Here is a 14,580-nt window from a genome sequence, read left to right as displayed (position 1 = left end):
CCTGGCGCTGCTTCCTCTTCAGCCACTGCCTACCTTTGCCCTCGGGCAGGGCCTTCTCGCTCTCAGGTCTTCTGCGCACACAGAGCCGAACGAGAGGTGCCCCTGCTCCCTCTTCCCGCTCACTTCACGCCCGCCCGCCCTCCGGCCTGATCGAGAATCACGAACTCCGGTTTAGATACGCGACGAAGTAGGTCGTGAGGGCGAGTGCTACCAGCTTGGTCACGGGCTCGGGTATCACAACCAACAGCATGTAGGCCGCGAGAGCGGAGGTGATCATCGCCTTGAGCGCCAGCGGGTTGACGACCTCCTTCACGGAGCCCTGTATCCCCTCCCATACGCCGTCCCATGCGAAACTGAGCGCCAGGCTCCGTCGGGCTTCTTCGTCCAGGAGACTCAAGCCTCCGCTGAGGAGTGTGCGGCACTCCTCGGGATTCTCCTGCTCCAAGCACCACTGGTCATGGTTCCGGACGGGCGCCCCCCGTTCGGTGTCCTCCGCACTCCACGAGGCGAGATGCACTCGATGGCGCTCCACCTCTTGGGTTCGAAGGGAGAAGCGCATGTCCAGCACGAGAGTGGTCATCACCCGCTGAAAGTCGCTCTCGTCAATCTCAATGGGCTCCACGTTGCTCGGTGGTGTGTAGAGGATGGGGGCGCCTGCTCCCGTATCCAGTCGCACCACCCGTGGCGTTGCACACCCCACGAAGAGGCATCCCAGCAGCAACAGTCCCCCCCACCGCAGCGTCATCTCATCCTCCGCGCCTGTCTGCCCATGAATGGGGGCACGCGACGGGGATTAACAGAGGAGTCCGACATGCTGGCCGCGCCGTCGTGTGTGCGGGCTTGCTGTCGAGACTTCTCTGCTGGGACCGTCGTTGGCTGGAGACCGCCGCCTTGAATCAGCGGCGCGGAGTGTTTGTCGTCGGCGTGCCGCGGGCCCGGGCCTCCGGCCGTCGTGTCGAGGCCGCTGTGTCCGCGTACCCCGTCAGCTCCACGTAGCCGCGTCCCTTCACGGACTGGCCCTGGCGCACGCCATCCAGGTTCACGCTGCCCTCCCAGTAGCGCACGCTCACGGGCAGCTCCTGGTCCGCGAGCTTCGGCGTCACCGTCAGCTCCAGCCCGAGCTTCGCCACCCGCAGGTTCCACTTGGACGGATACACCCCGCCGCGCGGACTCTTCCACGTGTCCAGCACCGCGAGCTCCACGTCATCCCGGGTCAGATGCACGGACGCGCTGTCCGCCGCACCCACGGGAGGCACCCACGTCCCCGAGCTGAACGGGTCCACCGTCCCGTCCTCGCGACGCAGTTGGTAATACATCAGCTCGCTACCATCCGAGAGCTGGAGCGAGAACCAATCCCAGCCCACCTGGTCCGCGCCCAATGCGCTGGTGCTCCACTCGCGGTCCATCCAGCTCTCACCCGTCACCGCGTACGTCTGCCCTTCCAGTCGCACCGTGCCGCGCGAGGGCATGCGTGTCATCGAGTAGTAATACGACGCGTTGCCCGGCTCCGCGCTCTTCTGGCTCAACCCCCGGTCGCCTTCGAGCACCGGCGGCTTGCCCGGCTCCAGCAACAACTCCAACTCGACTTCGTCCGTCTCCGCGCGCAGCCGCACGGGCCACATCGCCTCGCCCACGCTCGTCGCTTCCCATTGCTCCAGCCGCACCTTGAACGGCTGCGTGCGCGCGCCCGCGAGTCCCAGCGCCGCGCGGCTGTAGCGCTCCGCGACGTGGAACCGCCCCGCCGCCACGTCCGTCACCGTGAAGTGCCCCAGGTACACCTCTCGCGTTCCCCACGCGGAGTCCCGCGCTGGTGCATCGGGCGCCAGCGCATTGCGGAACAGGGTGAACTGATAGCCGAAGGCGCGCCCATCCGCCGTCTCGAGATTTCCTGTCCAGTACCACCACTCCGTGCGGAACTCCGGATGCGGGCCGTGGTCCTCGGGGAAGTGGAAGGGTCGTGGCTCGAAGGCGCGTGCATAGCCCTCCATTCCCCCATCACTCCCACCGAGCGCCTTCGCCACCGTCAGCGTCCCGCTCCTCGCGAGCGCGGGCGGCTCCGTCTCTCGCGTGACGATGAACGCCGCCACCGCCAACGCCGCCAGCACCACCGCCGTCCCGACGACGAGCCCTCGGCCGTTGCTCATGGCGTCACTCCTCCCTCAACGCGAGCGCGGGATTGGCGCGTGCCATCTTCCACGCCGGATACAGCCCCGCCAGCGCCGACGCCACCAGCGCCAGCAGCATCGCCTGCCCCAGCGTCTCCGGCGTCACCGCGAGCCGCAGCGTCCAGCCAAAGGACCGCTGATTGATGACGTACACGAGGATGTACGCCAGCCCCACCCCCAGCGGCATGGAGAACAAACCGGCCAGCAGCCCCAGCAGGCCCGTCTGCAGCGACACCAGCCCCCAGAGCTGTCGAGGCGTCAGCCCCGTGGCCCGCAGCACCGCGAACTCGCGCGCCCGCTCCAACTGCAATGACATCAACGCGCTGAGCACCCCCACGAAGGCCACGCCGATGGCCAGCAGTCGGAGCACCTGCGTAATCGTGAAGGTGCGGTCGAACACATCCATCGACGCCTGTCGCAGCGAGCGATTGGGTCTCACCAGCAGCGCCTGCTCGCCTCCCGCGCGCTCACGCACCGAGGCCACCAGCGCATCCACGTCCTGTCCCGGCGCCGCGTAAAGCGCCACGCCGCTCACACCCCGGTCTTCGTACCAGTGCTCATACGTGGCGCGAGGCATCAGCATCGTCCCCACGTCGGAGCCATAGTCGAAGTACACGCCGACCACGCGGAAGTCGTGAGGCCCTCGGTCCGTGGCCAGTTGCACCGTGTCGCCGACACCCACGCCCCGGTGAAAGGCGAAGGGCTCCGAGACGATGAGCGCATCCGTCGACGCATCCAGCTCCCGCCACACGGCCGCCTCGTCGCCTTGCTTGAAGCGATAGGGCCGTGCCGGCGAACGGCTGAAGTCGACCGCGAGCAAATCCGTGGGCACGCCATTCACCCGGGCGCGCGTCACGCGCAGGGTGCTGCTGCCCGAGGCGCCCGGCGTGGTGCGCAGTCGCTCCACCAGTCCCGGCACCAGCGTGGAGTCTCCGCGTCGAGCCACCAGCGAGGGCGGGGAGATGAACACGTCCGCCAGAAGAGAGGCCTCCAGCCACGACAGCACCGTGCCTCGGAAGCTGGACACCATGAGGCCCACGCCCACCGTCGTCGCCACCGCGACCATCAGCGCCGCCAGCGCCACCGCCGTACGACTGAGGCTCGTCCTCACCCCGCGCGCCGCCATGCGTCCCAGCAGACCGAAGGCGAGCCCCAACGGCACCGCCGCGAACAGGGACAGCCGCTCCGTCACCCACGGCACCAGCAGCGCGGCGCCAATCAACACGGCGAAGAGTCCCGCGTACGCCGGCACCAACGCCTGCGTGGGCCAGCCCAGAAGGCCAATGCCTCCCGCGAGCACCAGCAACCCGAGCAGCGCCAGCCTCGGCGCCCGCGTGCGCGACACGTCCTCCAGCGTCGAGCGGCGCAGCGTCGTCGCGGGCGCCGAGCGCGCCGCCTCCCACGCGGGCACCAGCGCCGCCAGCAACGTGGCCCCCAGTCCCAGCGCCAGGCCCTTGGCCAGCGTGAAGGGCTCCAGCGCCAGTCCGCGCACGCTGACCACGAAGTAGAGGTCATTGATGGTCTGGGTGATGAGCCCCACCAGCCCGCGTCCCAACAGGATGCCGAGCAGCAGGCCCGCCACCGTGCCGACGATGCCCAGCACCAGCGCCTCGCCCAGCACCAGCGCGAACAGCTCGCCCCGGGTGATGCCCACCGCGCGCAGCCGCCCCAGCAGTCCGCGCCGCTGCACCACCGAGAACGTCATCGTGTTGTAGATGAGGAACATCCCCACCACGAGCGCCAGCAGCGACAGCGCGGTGAGGTTGGTGCGGAACGCCTTCGTCATCTGCTCCACCGTGCCGGCCCGCGCCGACGCGCGCACCACCTCGGTCCCTGTCGGCAGCGTCGCTCGCAGTCGGTCCGCCTGCGCCTCTCCCCCTGGCAGTCGCAGGTCCACGCGCGTCAGTCGCCCCACGCGCCCCAACACTTCCTGCGCCGTGGACAGGTCCGTCAGCACCAGCGCCTCCAGCGCCCGCGCGGTGTCCTCGTCCTCGGGAGCCAGCAGCGCCGCCACGCGCAGCGAGGCCTCGCGTCCCTCCACGCGCACCGGCAACACGCCGCCGGCCTCCACGCCCAGCGCCCGCGCGGCCCGCGCGCTCAGGAGCACCGTCCCCGGCTGGGTGAGCAGCGCGCCCACGTCGCCCACGGCTTCGCCGCCCGCGTAGTCGCGGAACGGAGTCTCCGCGAAGGGGTCCACGCCCAGCACCGTGAGCGTGCGCCGGTCGCCCACCGCGGCCTGCACGTACCCTTCCACCACCGGCGCGGACACGGGCGCGTCCTGTCGCAGCCTCAAGTCCCGATACACGGCCTCCGGCAGCCCCGAGGTGCCCCCCACGAGCTGGTGCGTGGCGCGTCCCGCCACCGCGTCCGTGGAGCGCTCGAAGGCCCGCAGCGCGCTGCCGCTCGCCAGGTCGATGGACACCACCACCGCGACACCCAGGGCGATGCCCAGCAGGGACAGCGCCGTCAGCCACGGATGGCGGCCCAGGTGGCGCAGACTGGAGCGCACCAGGAGGTTTGTCACCGGGGCTCCCTTCGCGGCACGTCGCGTTCCACCAGCCGTCCGCCCGTCATCTCCAGCACCCGGTCCGCGCGGGCCACCAGGCCCGGCTCGTGTGTGACGACGAACGCGCACGCGTGACCTTGCCGCGTGAGGCCCTCCAGCAGGTCCAGGACCTGTCGCCCCGTGGCTTCATCCAGGTTGCCCGTGGGCTCGTCCGCGAGGAGCAGCGGCGGCGAATGCGCGAGCGCCCGCGCCACCGCCACGCGCTGTTGCTCGCCACCGGAGAGCCGGTCCGGAAAGCTGTTCGCGCGAGAGGCCAGTCCCACGCGCTCCAGCAGGGCCCGCGCCTTCGCGCTCGCCTCCGCCGCATCGTGCCCGTTGAGCTCCACCGGCAGCCGCACGTTCTCTTCCACCGTCAACGTGGGGAGCAGGTTGAACGCCTGGAAGATGAAGCCCACGTGCTCGCGGCGCAGCAGCGTGCGCTCGCGCTCGCTCATCGTGCCCAGGTTCCGTCCGTCGACGAGCACCTCGCCGCGCGTGGGCAGGTCGATGCCGCTGATGAGGTTGAGCAGCGTGGACTTGCCCGAGCCGCTGCGGCCCAGCAGCACCACGAACTCACCCCGGCGCAGGGTCAGCCGCACGCCGGAGAGCACCTCGCGCGCGGTGTCGCCCTCGGCATAGGACTTCGTGACGTCACGCAGCTCGACGAGCGGAGGAGTGTCGGACTCAGGCATGTGCGTGCCCTTGATATACGGATGCGGCCCCTTTCGCCGCGTCCCGAGCCCCGCTCACGCGCCCGCCGGTTGTGGCTCCCATTCCCCGAAGTCACGCCACTGCGTCAGGAAGCCACCCACCTCGCTCGCCAGCAGGGGGCCGTCCGTGTCCCGGGGAATGACGTGGAAGCCGCGTCGCAGCGACACCACGCGCACGCTCGGCGACGCGGTGAGCCGGCGCGCCAGCCACCGTCCCCCCTCCGGGTCCACGACGTGGTCCTGCTCGGCCACCGCCACCAGGACGGGACAGCGCACCCGCGACACACCTCGCGCCGCCGCGTTCTGCAGGGTGACCAAATCCCGCAGGCGCGCCACCGGGAAGCCGGAGAGCACCGGCGCCTGGGCCAGCGCCACCGGGTCCGAGATGTCCGTGCCCGTCTTCTCCACCCACGGCCGGGCCCACTCCAACAACGGCGTGCGCGACAACTGCCGGATGAGCATCATCCGAGGCCCCCGGAAGCGCACCGCCGGGGCGACGAGCGCCAGCGCTCGCACCGCTTCTGGATGGTCCGCCGCCAGCCCCAGCGCCAGGAGCGCGCCCATGGACAGCCCCGCGACGAAGATGCTCCGGTGACCCCGCAGCGCGCCCAGGGCGTGCTCGGCCGCGTCCCGCCAGTCGCGCCAGGTGACGCCCAGCAGCGCCTGGGGCGTGGTGCCGTGGCCCGGCAGGAGCGGCGCCACCACATGCATCCCCCGCGCCGCCAGCGCCTCTCCCAGCGGGCGCACATCCCAGGGACTGCCGGTGAAGCCGTGCAGCAAGAGGCACGCGTCCGGGCCCCGTCCCAGCTCGAAGGGCTCCGTCTTCTCCGCGTCCATGGCGAGCGAGGCATCCATCATGACGTCAGGCTGGCCACGCGGAGGCGCAGGCGCTATGCCCCATGCCTCATGGCGGACACTCCGAAGCCCCCGGACATGCAGTTGCAGATTCAAATCGACGAGGACGTCGCCAATGGTCAGTACGCCAACATGGCCCTCGTGAACCATACGGACACGGAATTCACGCTGGATTTCATCTACGTCCAGCCGCAGCAGCTCCGGGCCAAGGTGCGCTCGCGCATCATCACCAGCCCCAAGCACATGAAGCGGCTGATGCTGGCCATGCAGGACAACCTCAACCGCTACGAGGCGAAGTACGGCGCCATCGTCCTGCGCGAGGACGACGGCGGCATGCACTGACGCGAAGCCCCGGCGCCCGGCGGCGTGCTCACTCCTCCTCGGTGGGCGCGCTCGGGTCCTTCCGTCCGGTGGCCAGGTACGCCTCCGCGCGGGCCTCCAGGTGGGCGGCGAGCCTGGGCTCCACGCGCGACAGCACCTCCCATTCGATATCCGAGGCGCGTCGCACGATGGGCTTCGCCGGCGACATGGGCTCCCCCTGGACGTAGGCCGTCGCCGCTCCATCCCCCAGCTTCGAGTCCCGAGTGCCAGCACCGAGGGTCGGGTGCATGGGCGCGCGCCCGTTGGTGGTGTAGGCCATCCGGTAGGCTCGCACCACGGCGCGACCGTCCGACAGCGGATGGACCTGCACGAAGATGCGACTCCAGCTGGCGCCCATGTCCGTGTTGCCCCGGATGCGCCAGGTGGTGTGGATGTAGAGCGGGTCCGAGCTGGGGAGCAGCTCGTACTTCTGCTCCGCGAGCAGGCGCCGCGTCGTCGTCAGCAGGGCGTCCGCCGACAGGTTGTAGATGGCGTTGCCGCTGGTGGTCTCCACCAACTGCTGGCGGGTTTCAGGCGTGACGGCGCAGCCGCAGGCTCCCCACAGGAGCCCGACCGTCACCCACGTCGAAAGGCGTGAGCGCATGGTGATGTTCTCGGAAAGTCCCCGGAGGAAAACGGAGGGAGCAGCTGCCCGCGAGCCCGGGGCCCGGCGCGCGGGGGACTATTCCTGGAAACGCACGGTGCGTGTCCCCCATATCGCCGGGGACACTGAACGGGTTGGCATCCATCCCGCAGGGGCGCAGACTTGGGAAATCGTGCTCAGAATCCTCGTCTCATTGTTCGTGCTGCTGTGCGCTCGTGCCGCCTCCGCCCAATGCCTGGGTGACGGAGTGCAGCTGTTTCCCACGCCCGGCGCCATCGTCCCCATCAACAGCCGCTTCCTGCTGGAGGGCGTGGGTACGGCCCGGGAGTCCGTGGTCGCGCTGGTGGGCAAGAAGCTGCGGCTGGTGGCGGACACCCACGAGGTGGAGGTGAAGGCGCAGCGCGGCTGGGAGAGCAGCCTGGGTCGAGCCACCATCGTCCTCAAGGTGGTGGGCAAGCTGGAGCCGGACAAGCGCTACACGCTGCGGCTCGACGAGCTGCTGCCCAACGTCGCCGTGCTCAACGGCAGGGCGGGGGCGCTGCCCGAATGGAACACGGGCAAGGGCGCCGACACCCAGCCGCCGCGCTGGCAGAAGCGCCCCGCCGTCTCGGAGGGCTTCCTGCGCCGCACGGCCCAGGGCACCGCGCGCTTCGTGCGCCTCAACCTGTCGTTGAAGGAGGAGAGCCCCGCGTATCTCGTGGTGAAGCTGGAGCCCCGGCGTCCGGGCCCCAGCATCCAGCAGTACGTGGTGCCGGTGCACAACAACACGGCCTTCATCGGCCACGAGGCGTGCAGCGGGACGTTCGCCATGGAGGATGGCCGCAGCTACCGGGCGCGCATCGAGGCGTTCGATGCGGCGGGCCACAACGCGCCCCCCGTTCCGCCTGTGGACTTCGAGGCGCCGGCCGACTACTCCGCGCCGTAGCGGCAATCGCCAGGAGCACGCATGACGAAGGTGGACGTGGAGAGTCTGAAGGAGCGGATGGCCGCCTTCACCCAGTCGCTGCAGGACGACATCTGCGGCGCACTGGAGCGCCTGGACGGCACGGGACGCTTTCGCGAGGACGCCTGGACGCGGCCCGGCGGGGGCGGTGGACGCAGCCGCGTGTTGGAGGACGGCGCCGTGCTGGAGAAGGCGGGCGTCAACACGTCGGTGGTCTTCGGAGAGCTGGAGGACCAGTTCGCCAAGAAGCTCCAGGGTGAGGGGCGCTCCTTCTGGGCCGGCGGCATCTCCCTCGTCCTGCACCCGCGCAACCCTCACGTGCCCACCGTGCACGCCAACTACCGCTTCATCCATCAGGGCGGGAAGGCGTGGTTCGGCGGCGGCGCGGACCTGACGCCGTACTACCTCTACGAAGAGGACGCGGCGCACTTCCACCGCGTGCACAAGGCCGCGTGTGACGCGCACGACCTGGCGTACTACCCGCGCTTCAAGGCCGCGTGCGACCAGTACTTCCACCTGCGTCACCGGGAGGAGACGCGCGGCGTGGGCGGCATCTTCTTCGAGAACATGGGCGGCGACCTGGAGCGCGAGCTGGACTTCGTGCGCGACTGCGGCCGGGCCTTCCTGGACGCGTACCTGCCCATCGCCGAGCGACGCAAGGACACGCCCTTCTCCGAGGCCCAGCGCTTCTGGCAGGAGGTGCGGCGCGGGCGCTACGTGGAGTTCAACCTCGTCTATGACCGCGGCACCGTCTTCGGGCTGGAGACGCGCGGGCGCACCGAGTCCATCCTCATGTCCCTGCCGCCCCAGACGCGGTGGCGCTATGACCATCACCCGGAGCCCGGAAGCTGGGAGTCCCGGCTGGTGGACGTGCTGAAGCAGCCCCGCGACTGGGCCGCCTGGACGCGGGAGAGCTGAGGCCCATGTCCGACCCCTCCACATCCCCGCCGCCTCCGTCCCCGCCGGGCAACCTCCTCAAGCGGTGGCCCCTGCTCGCCGCCGGGCTGGGAGTCCTCGCCGCCATCCTGGGCGTCCTCGGCCTCCGGCACGTCGGGCAGTCGAGCGAGCGACCCACCGACACCGAGGCGCGCCTCAACGTGCTGGCGCTGTGTGACGCGGTGCAGGCGTACCGCGACGAGCATGGCGCCTATCAGGTCGCGGGCCCCACGCCCCGGGACGTGCCGCGCGGCGGCGAGTCGGTGCCCTTCCCGGAGAACGACGTCTTCCACCGCCTCGGCTTCGAGCCGGAGGGGAAGGTGCGCTTCCAGTACGAGGTGGTGGTGCAGGAGAGCCCCGTGGGAGAGCCCGAGGTGTCGTGCCTGGCGCGCGGCGACTTCGACGGCGACGGGCTGAACTCCGTCTACCGAGTGCGTCTGGACGCCAACGGAATGACCACGCCCGTCGAGGTGGAACGCGAAGGCGAGTAGTTGGCCGCAACCTGATCCTCGCTCCGGGCGAGAATCTGGGAAATGGGCCACGTCGGCGACATGAGGGGGCCCCGCGACGGCCCCCGGGCAGGAAGGGGCGGCGGGGAGCCTCGTGGCGAGCATGGCCCGCGCGCGTCGTCCAACTCGGGCGCCAGTCCTCGGACGCCCCCAGCGGGGCTGCCCCTGCTGGCGGATGGCATGGAGCCAGAAGGCGCGGAGCCCACCCGCATCTGGCGTGCCCCCGTCTCCGACACACCGCGTGAGAGCGGAAATGCTCCCCGGGGCACGGCGTCGCTGGCGGACACTTCGTTCAGCTCCCAAAACAGCCCCCGGGACGCGCCCGCGTTAGGCTCCCGGAGTCCTTCGGCGGAGCCCACCGGGGACGTGCCAGAGACGCCCCTTCCCACGACGGATGACGAGGCACCGCTCATGTCCGCTTCCTCGCGAATCACCTCCAACTTCAGCCGGCTCGCCCAGCTCATCCTCAAGTCGCCCGCGGGAGGGCCGCGCGGCCCCAAGGTCCCCGAGGGTGGCGGGCTGGAGGGTGGGGGCCATGGGAAGCACGACGCCTTCCGGACCAGGGGCGCCATCCCCGGCGGCCATCCCACCCTGGGTGGCACCGAGCGGGCGCCGCTGCGCAAGGTGGCGGAGCTGATTCCCCCCGGGCTCGAGAAGGTGGCGGGCCAGGAGGAGCTGGGCTTGCGCTTCGGCTCGGACGCGGCGCTGCTGGCCCAGCACCTCAAGCCCTCGCAGCTGTCGAGCACCGAGCGCGCCACCCGGCTGTGGGCCTTCTTCGCCGCCTACGCCGAGGCCGCCGTGGCCCAGCCGCCCCAGAAGGAGGGGCAGGAGGCCTTCCGCGAGTCGCTCAAGGGCCAGGGCTTCGCGGAGCTGCGCGACGCGCGCACCGGCCAGGACGGGGTGACGCAGGGCCTGTGGGTGCTGGAGGCCAGGACACCCGACGAGGCCCGCGAGCGCGTGGCCACCGTCCGGCTGGAGCCGCCCCCGGAGGTCCGCCACTCGGAGGCCGCCGTCCGCAAGGAGGGGGTGGCCGAGGGAGCTCTCGCCATGCAGGCCCGGGGACCGGACACGCTCCGGGGCGGCCCCGCGCCGCTGGGCATGAGGGCGTCCGAGTCCGAGGATTCCGACGAACAGCCCTCGGATTCCGACGGCCGGCGCCGCTCCTCGGGCAAGCGGTTGGGGCCGCAAATGCTCTGGAACGTGCTGCACCGGTTCCGCGCGGACCCCGAGGACGGGGCGGTGTCGCAGGGGCAGTGGGACAGGGCGGCCTTCGGGGCCATGCTGGCCCTGGCGGGCATCGCCCTCCTGGTGCTGGCGCTCGTGAGCCTCTAGGGAGACTTGCCGGGGAGGCTGCCTGGCGGTGGAAAGTCCTCGGCGTTGGCCGGCTTGTGGTACGTTGCCGCACCCATTGGCAACCGACGACCTTACACTCGTCAAGCGCGTCCGGAGCGGCGACCAGCGCGCGTTCAAACTCCTCGTCGAGCGTTACCAGCGCAAGGTGTACGCAGTTGCGCTCGGCATGCTCAAGGACAAGGAGGAATCGATGGACGTCTCCCAGGAGGCGTTCGTCAAGGTCTACAAGTACCTGGACCACTTCAAGGGCGACTCGTCGTTCTACACCTGGCTCTACCGCATCACCGTGAACATCTGCATCGACGTGCTGCGCAAGCGCGGAGGTGGAGGCGAGGCGGTGGAGTTCGACGAGAACCAGGCCATGGACCTGTCCGAGGCCCGCATCGGCGCGCTCGGCAGCCGCCTGGGCACCAATCCCCAGAAGAGCGCGCTGCGGCGTGAGCTGGCGGAGAAGATTCAGGAAGCGCTCGCCACGGTGCCCGAGAAGCACCGCGCCATCCTCCTCCTCCGGGAGATCGAAGGCATGTCCTACGAGGACCTGGCCCGGACGCTCGACATTCCCAAGGGCACGGTGATGAGCCGCCTCTTCCATGCCCGGGCGAAGGTCCAGAAAATCCTGAGTGAATACCTGGAGTTGGACGAAGCGAAGAGCGGAGTGGGCAGCGAATGAAGGGCCCTCGAATATCTGAGGGACCCCCGCGTCACAGCGTTCGCAGCATCCACCACCGAGCAGGGTGAAGGTTATGGCCGGAAATCCCGCATGTGAGCGTTTTGTCCCCATGCTCTCCCCGTATGTCGACGGGGAGCTGACCCCCGCGGAGCGGGTGAACGTGGAGCGTCATCTTGGCGCGTGCCGCGACTGCACGGGGCGCGCGGCGGACCTGCGGGCCGAGTCGGGCCTGCTCCGGGTCGGCCTGGACATGGCGGTGGATGACGTCGACTTCAAGGACTTCGCGCAGAAGGTCATGGCGCGGGTGACGCCGGAGAAGCCGCCCCTCCTGGAGCGACTGAAGCTGGCGCTGTCCGAAATGTTCCTCTACCAGCGCACGGCGATGGTCTCCTCGCTGGCGACGGCGGCGGTGCTCGTGCTGGTGGGGCTGCCGCTGCTGCTCAGCGACAAGGCCCCGGTGGGTTACGGCGCGGAGCGGATGACGGTGAAGTCCATCCAGCCCTATCAGGACGCCCGCGTGGCGCCGGTGGTGATGGAAACCGACAACGGTGGCACCATCATCTGGCTGGTGGATGAAGAGACGCAGGACGGCTCCCCGTCGGAAGAGGACGAGGAGCTGGAAGAGGACATTGGCGGCGGGCTTCGCAACAAAGGCAAGGGGCCCAAGCCCCTGGGCAAGCCGAAGACCGACGTGGAGCGCCCCTCGGGAGGTCCCTTGTGAAGAAGAACGCGTTGTCCGGCCGGCTGCTGCTGGCCGTGCTGGGCCTGGGCTTGCTGATGCCGGTGGTCGGCCAGGCCCAGGAGGAGCAGAAGGTCAGCATCCAGGTGGAGGTGGTGCTCGCCTCCAAGAAGGGCTCGGAAGTGGAGCCCCCGGAGCTGGCGAAGATGAAGGAGCAGTTCCAGAAGCAGAACTTCAACTTCACGTCCTTCAAGCGCCTGTCCAACGAGAAGCTGGAAGTGGGCGCGAAGACGGCCACCGAGGTGAAGCTGCCCAACGGCAGCAACGCGTCGCTGCTCCTGCTGGGCATGAAGGAAGGCACCGCCACCGTGCGCGTGGCCATTCCGCGCCAGCCCACGCTGGACGTGGAGCTGGGCCGGCAGGGCGCCGTCTATCAGAAGGCGGGCAAACACGTGGGCGGAGAGCTCATCCTGGTGCTCTCCCCGCCCTCGAAGTAGTCGGACCTGCCGCGGGTCGCCTCAGGCGGCCCGGTCCACCGCCAGCGCCACGTCGCTGAAGTCAGCCTCATCCAGCTCGAAGGGCTCCTCTGCCTCCGCGTTCGCGGCCGGGGCCAGCGTGGCGCGGCGCGGCTCCGTCTGGTCGGCGCGCTCGTGCTCCAGGTGGATGCGCAGCCCGTCGAACATGGTGTCGAACGCCGCGTAGATGCGGTTCACCATGGCCAGCGCGTCCTCGCGCACCTCCGGCGCCAGCACCATGGCCTCCAGCTCCTCCGCCAGCTGCTGCTCGAACATGGCGTGCTGCGCTTCGGCCTGCATGTGGTGGTCGGAGAAGTACTTGAGCTTGTCGTCCGCGCCCTGTGTCGCGCTGATGACCGCGGTGCGGCTGAAGAACACGTGACTGGTGGACTCCAGCGCCCACAAGAGGACGATGCGCAGCCGGTCATCCACCGAGCGGTAGACTTCGCTGATGATGGAGTAGGCGGCGTCGCGCGTCTTCGCGTGAGCCTTGCCGTAGAGCGCGCCGATGCTCAGCGAGCCCCCGGTGAGCTGGGCGATATCGTCCTCGAACCACTGGTCATGCCCGCCTTCCTCCGCATGGTGATGCGTGGCGAGCTCCTTCAGGTGCGCGTCCTGGATGAAGTGCGCGTTGAGGCGCAGCACATCCTGGAACGTCATCACCCAGAAGGTGAGGCGAGGCGCGAATGCCATCACCTGTTCTATCGGTCGGTCCTGCTTCAGGTCCGCGAAGAAGGGGTGTGAGGCGAACCGCTCCTCGCACACCGCGATGTGTTGGAGCACGGCCTTCATGGATGTCCCTCCCGGATGCATGTCTCCGTTCGGCCCTGGCGGAGTGTCTTTGACGACGTGCCCAGGTCCGCGCGGGGAGCCACGCGGGCCTGGAGGCCTGCGATGTGCGCTACCAACTGATGTTGTACGTGCAGGCCCCATCTCCCCTGCGACGGCAACTCCTGGGGTCATGTTCAATACGCACCCAAAGCGAATCCTTGGGGCGAAACCTGTCCGTGATTGCCTCCAGCAGGCCGTAGTCCAAGTCGCACGGATAGGGATTGTCACAGCGCATCTTCGCGTTGCGCTTGTCCACCGGCTCGTAGTGGTAACCCCCGATGTTGCCCTTGCCCCGGTGGTTCATCTTGTACGCCAGGTCCACCGCTCGCAGGCCTTTTTCCAGGTTGTCGATGTCTGGCGGGAAGTGCGCGCTGTCTGGAATCTTCCGGCCAATCGTTCGCACCGTGCTGGGGCCAATCTTCTCGAAAACCAGGCTGAAAGATTTCAGCAACGCGGGCATCGGGTACCACGTCTTCGCTTCCAGTGGAGTGATGCCATTCTCCGCGAGGATTCGCAGCGCCCGGGCCTGCGCCAGCTCCATTCCGTTGACGATGGCGAGGATGGATTGTCCGACGATTTCGACGCCCTGGTAGGTCGCGAAGGTGGGCTGTGCGGGAGGAGTCTTCAATTCCATACGTGGATGTCCTCGGAAGAAGCGATGCCACGCATTGAAACCGTTTTCTCAGGTCTTTTCAAATTGACTGATATGTTTAAACTTTTCCGCTGGCGTGAATACGTTTTACATTGGGGGTAAGGCTGACCCATGTCTCGATGTCTCGTGTCTGATTCCAAACACTCACGTGGGAGGAGTGGGGCGCGGGTGTGCTGGCGCGGCGGGGCTGTCAGGTCGTGCGGAGTTCGCACGCCGGACTGAAAAAATGGCAGTCCTTCCCCTGGGGGAGGGG

16 protein-coding genes are annotated in these 14,580 nt (G+C 69.1%); 8 read left to right on the top strand and 8 right to left on the bottom strand.

All coding sequences use genetic code 11. The features are described from left to right. Positions 1–157 precede the first annotated feature (157 nt). The 5 genes from HR086_RS36065 to HR086_RS36045 all read right to left on the bottom strand — a co-directional run bounded on the left by HR086_RS36065 (position 158) and on the right by HR086_RS36045 (position 6,257). The gene (locus tag HR086_RS36065) at positions 158–622 is read right to left on the bottom strand and encodes a hypothetical protein (protein ID WP_174467887.1); all 465 of its coding nucleotides are present in this window, start codon (positions 620–622) and stop codon (positions 158–160) included. 274 nt (positions 623–896) lie between these two features. Then, positions 897–2,144, bottom strand: a complete 1,248-nt coding sequence (locus HR086_RS36060; protein WP_174467886.1) for a lipocalin-like domain-containing protein — start codon at positions 2,142–2,144, stop codon at positions 897–899. Positions 2,145–2,148: 4 nt separating this feature from the next. Continuing rightward, complete coding sequence (locus tag HR086_RS36055) at positions 2,149–4,689, bottom strand: FtsX-like permease family protein (RefSeq protein WP_174467885.1); 2,541 nt, start codon at positions 4,687–4,689, stop codon at positions 2,149–2,151. Continuing rightward, positions 4,686–5,402 carry an ABC transporter ATP-binding protein gene (locus HR086_RS36050; RefSeq protein ID WP_174454076.1) on the bottom strand — a complete coding sequence of 239 codons (717 nt, stop codon included), beginning with the start codon at positions 5,400–5,402 and terminating at the stop codon, positions 4,686–4,688. The genes HR086_RS36055 and HR086_RS36050 overlap by 4 nt, the downstream gene beginning before the upstream one ends. Before the next feature lie 54 nt (positions 5,403–5,456). Then, positions 5,457–6,257, bottom strand: a complete 801-nt coding sequence (locus HR086_RS36045; protein ID WP_174467889.1) for a carboxylesterase — start codon at positions 6,255–6,257, stop codon at positions 5,457–5,459. Between the two features lie 69 nt (positions 6,258–6,326). Between HR086_RS36045 and HR086_RS36040 the strand changes: the two genes are divergently transcribed. Then, positions 6,327–6,617 (top strand): DUF3467 domain-containing protein, encoded by a 291-nt coding sequence (locus tag HR086_RS36040; protein ID WP_141641313.1) that lies wholly within the window; start codon positions 6,327–6,329, stop codon positions 6,615–6,617. A 28-nt stretch (positions 6,618–6,645) separates the two neighbouring features. Here the strand turns inward: HR086_RS36040 and HR086_RS36035 are convergent, their stop codons facing one another. Continuing rightward, positions 6,646–7,239 (bottom strand): hypothetical protein, encoded by a 594-nt coding sequence (locus HR086_RS36035; protein ID WP_174454077.1) that lies wholly within the window; start codon positions 7,237–7,239, stop codon positions 6,646–6,648. 169 nt (positions 7,240–7,408) lie between these two features. Between HR086_RS36035 and HR086_RS36030 the strand changes: the two genes are divergently transcribed. From HR086_RS36030 to HR086_RS36000, 7 genes are all read left to right on the top strand, one after another. After that, a complete protein-coding gene (locus tag HR086_RS36030) occupies positions 7,409–8,164 on the top strand; it encodes a hypothetical protein (protein WP_141641368.1) in 756 nt (251 codons plus the stop codon). 21 nt (positions 8,165–8,185) lie between these two features. Further along, positions 8,186–9,100, top strand: a complete 915-nt coding sequence (gene hemF / locus HR086_RS36025; protein ID WP_141641311.1) for an oxygen-dependent coproporphyrinogen oxidase — start codon at positions 8,186–8,188, stop codon at positions 9,098–9,100. 5 nt (positions 9,101–9,105) lie between these two features. Next, complete coding sequence (locus HR086_RS36020; RefSeq protein ID WP_246137012.1) at positions 9,106–9,609, top strand: hypothetical protein; 504 nt, start codon at positions 9,106–9,108, stop codon at positions 9,607–9,609. 429 nt (positions 9,610–10,038) lie between these two features. Beyond that, a complete protein-coding gene (locus HR086_RS36015) occupies positions 10,039–10,959 on the top strand; it encodes an Immediate early protein ICP0 (protein WP_174467884.1) in 921 nt (306 codons plus the stop codon). Positions 10,960–11,035: 76 nt separating this feature from the next. Then, positions 11,036–11,650 (top strand): RNA polymerase sigma factor, encoded by a 615-nt coding sequence (locus HR086_RS36010; protein ID WP_141641310.1) that lies wholly within the window; start codon positions 11,036–11,038, stop codon positions 11,648–11,650. Positions 11,651–11,723: 73 nt separating this feature from the next. Beyond that, positions 11,724–12,371, top strand: a complete 648-nt coding sequence (locus HR086_RS36005; protein ID WP_174454079.1) for an anti-sigma factor — start codon at positions 11,724–11,726, stop codon at positions 12,369–12,371. A 56-nt stretch (positions 12,372–12,427) separates the two neighbouring features. Next, positions 12,428–12,826, top strand: a complete 399-nt coding sequence (locus HR086_RS36000) for a hypothetical protein (protein WP_174467888.1) — start codon at positions 12,428–12,430, stop codon at positions 12,824–12,826. A 21-nt stretch (positions 12,827–12,847) separates the two neighbouring features. Here the strand turns inward: HR086_RS36000 and HR086_RS35995 are convergent, their stop codons facing one another. Then, complete coding sequence (locus tag HR086_RS35995; RefSeq protein ID WP_174454081.1) at positions 12,848–13,636, bottom strand: hypothetical protein; 789 nt, start codon at positions 13,634–13,636, stop codon at positions 12,848–12,850. Positions 13,637–13,745: 109 nt separating this feature from the next. Next, the gene (locus HR086_RS35990; protein WP_141641306.1) at positions 13,746–14,309 is read right to left on the bottom strand and encodes a hypothetical protein; all 564 of its coding nucleotides are present in this window, start codon (positions 14,307–14,309) and stop codon (positions 13,746–13,748) included. Positions 14,310–14,580: the final 271 nt, after the last annotated feature.

Origin of the sequence: Myxococcus sp. CA039A (assembly GCF_013336645.1) — a bacterium.
GTDB classification, from domain to species: Bacteria; Myxococcota; Myxococcia; order Myxococcales; family Myxococcaceae; genus Myxococcus; species Myxococcus llanfairpwllgwyngyllgogerychwyrndrobwllllantysiliogogogochensis.
Note: the sequence above shows the minus strand (reverse complement) of the source record. Positions and strands in the feature narration are given on the sequence as shown.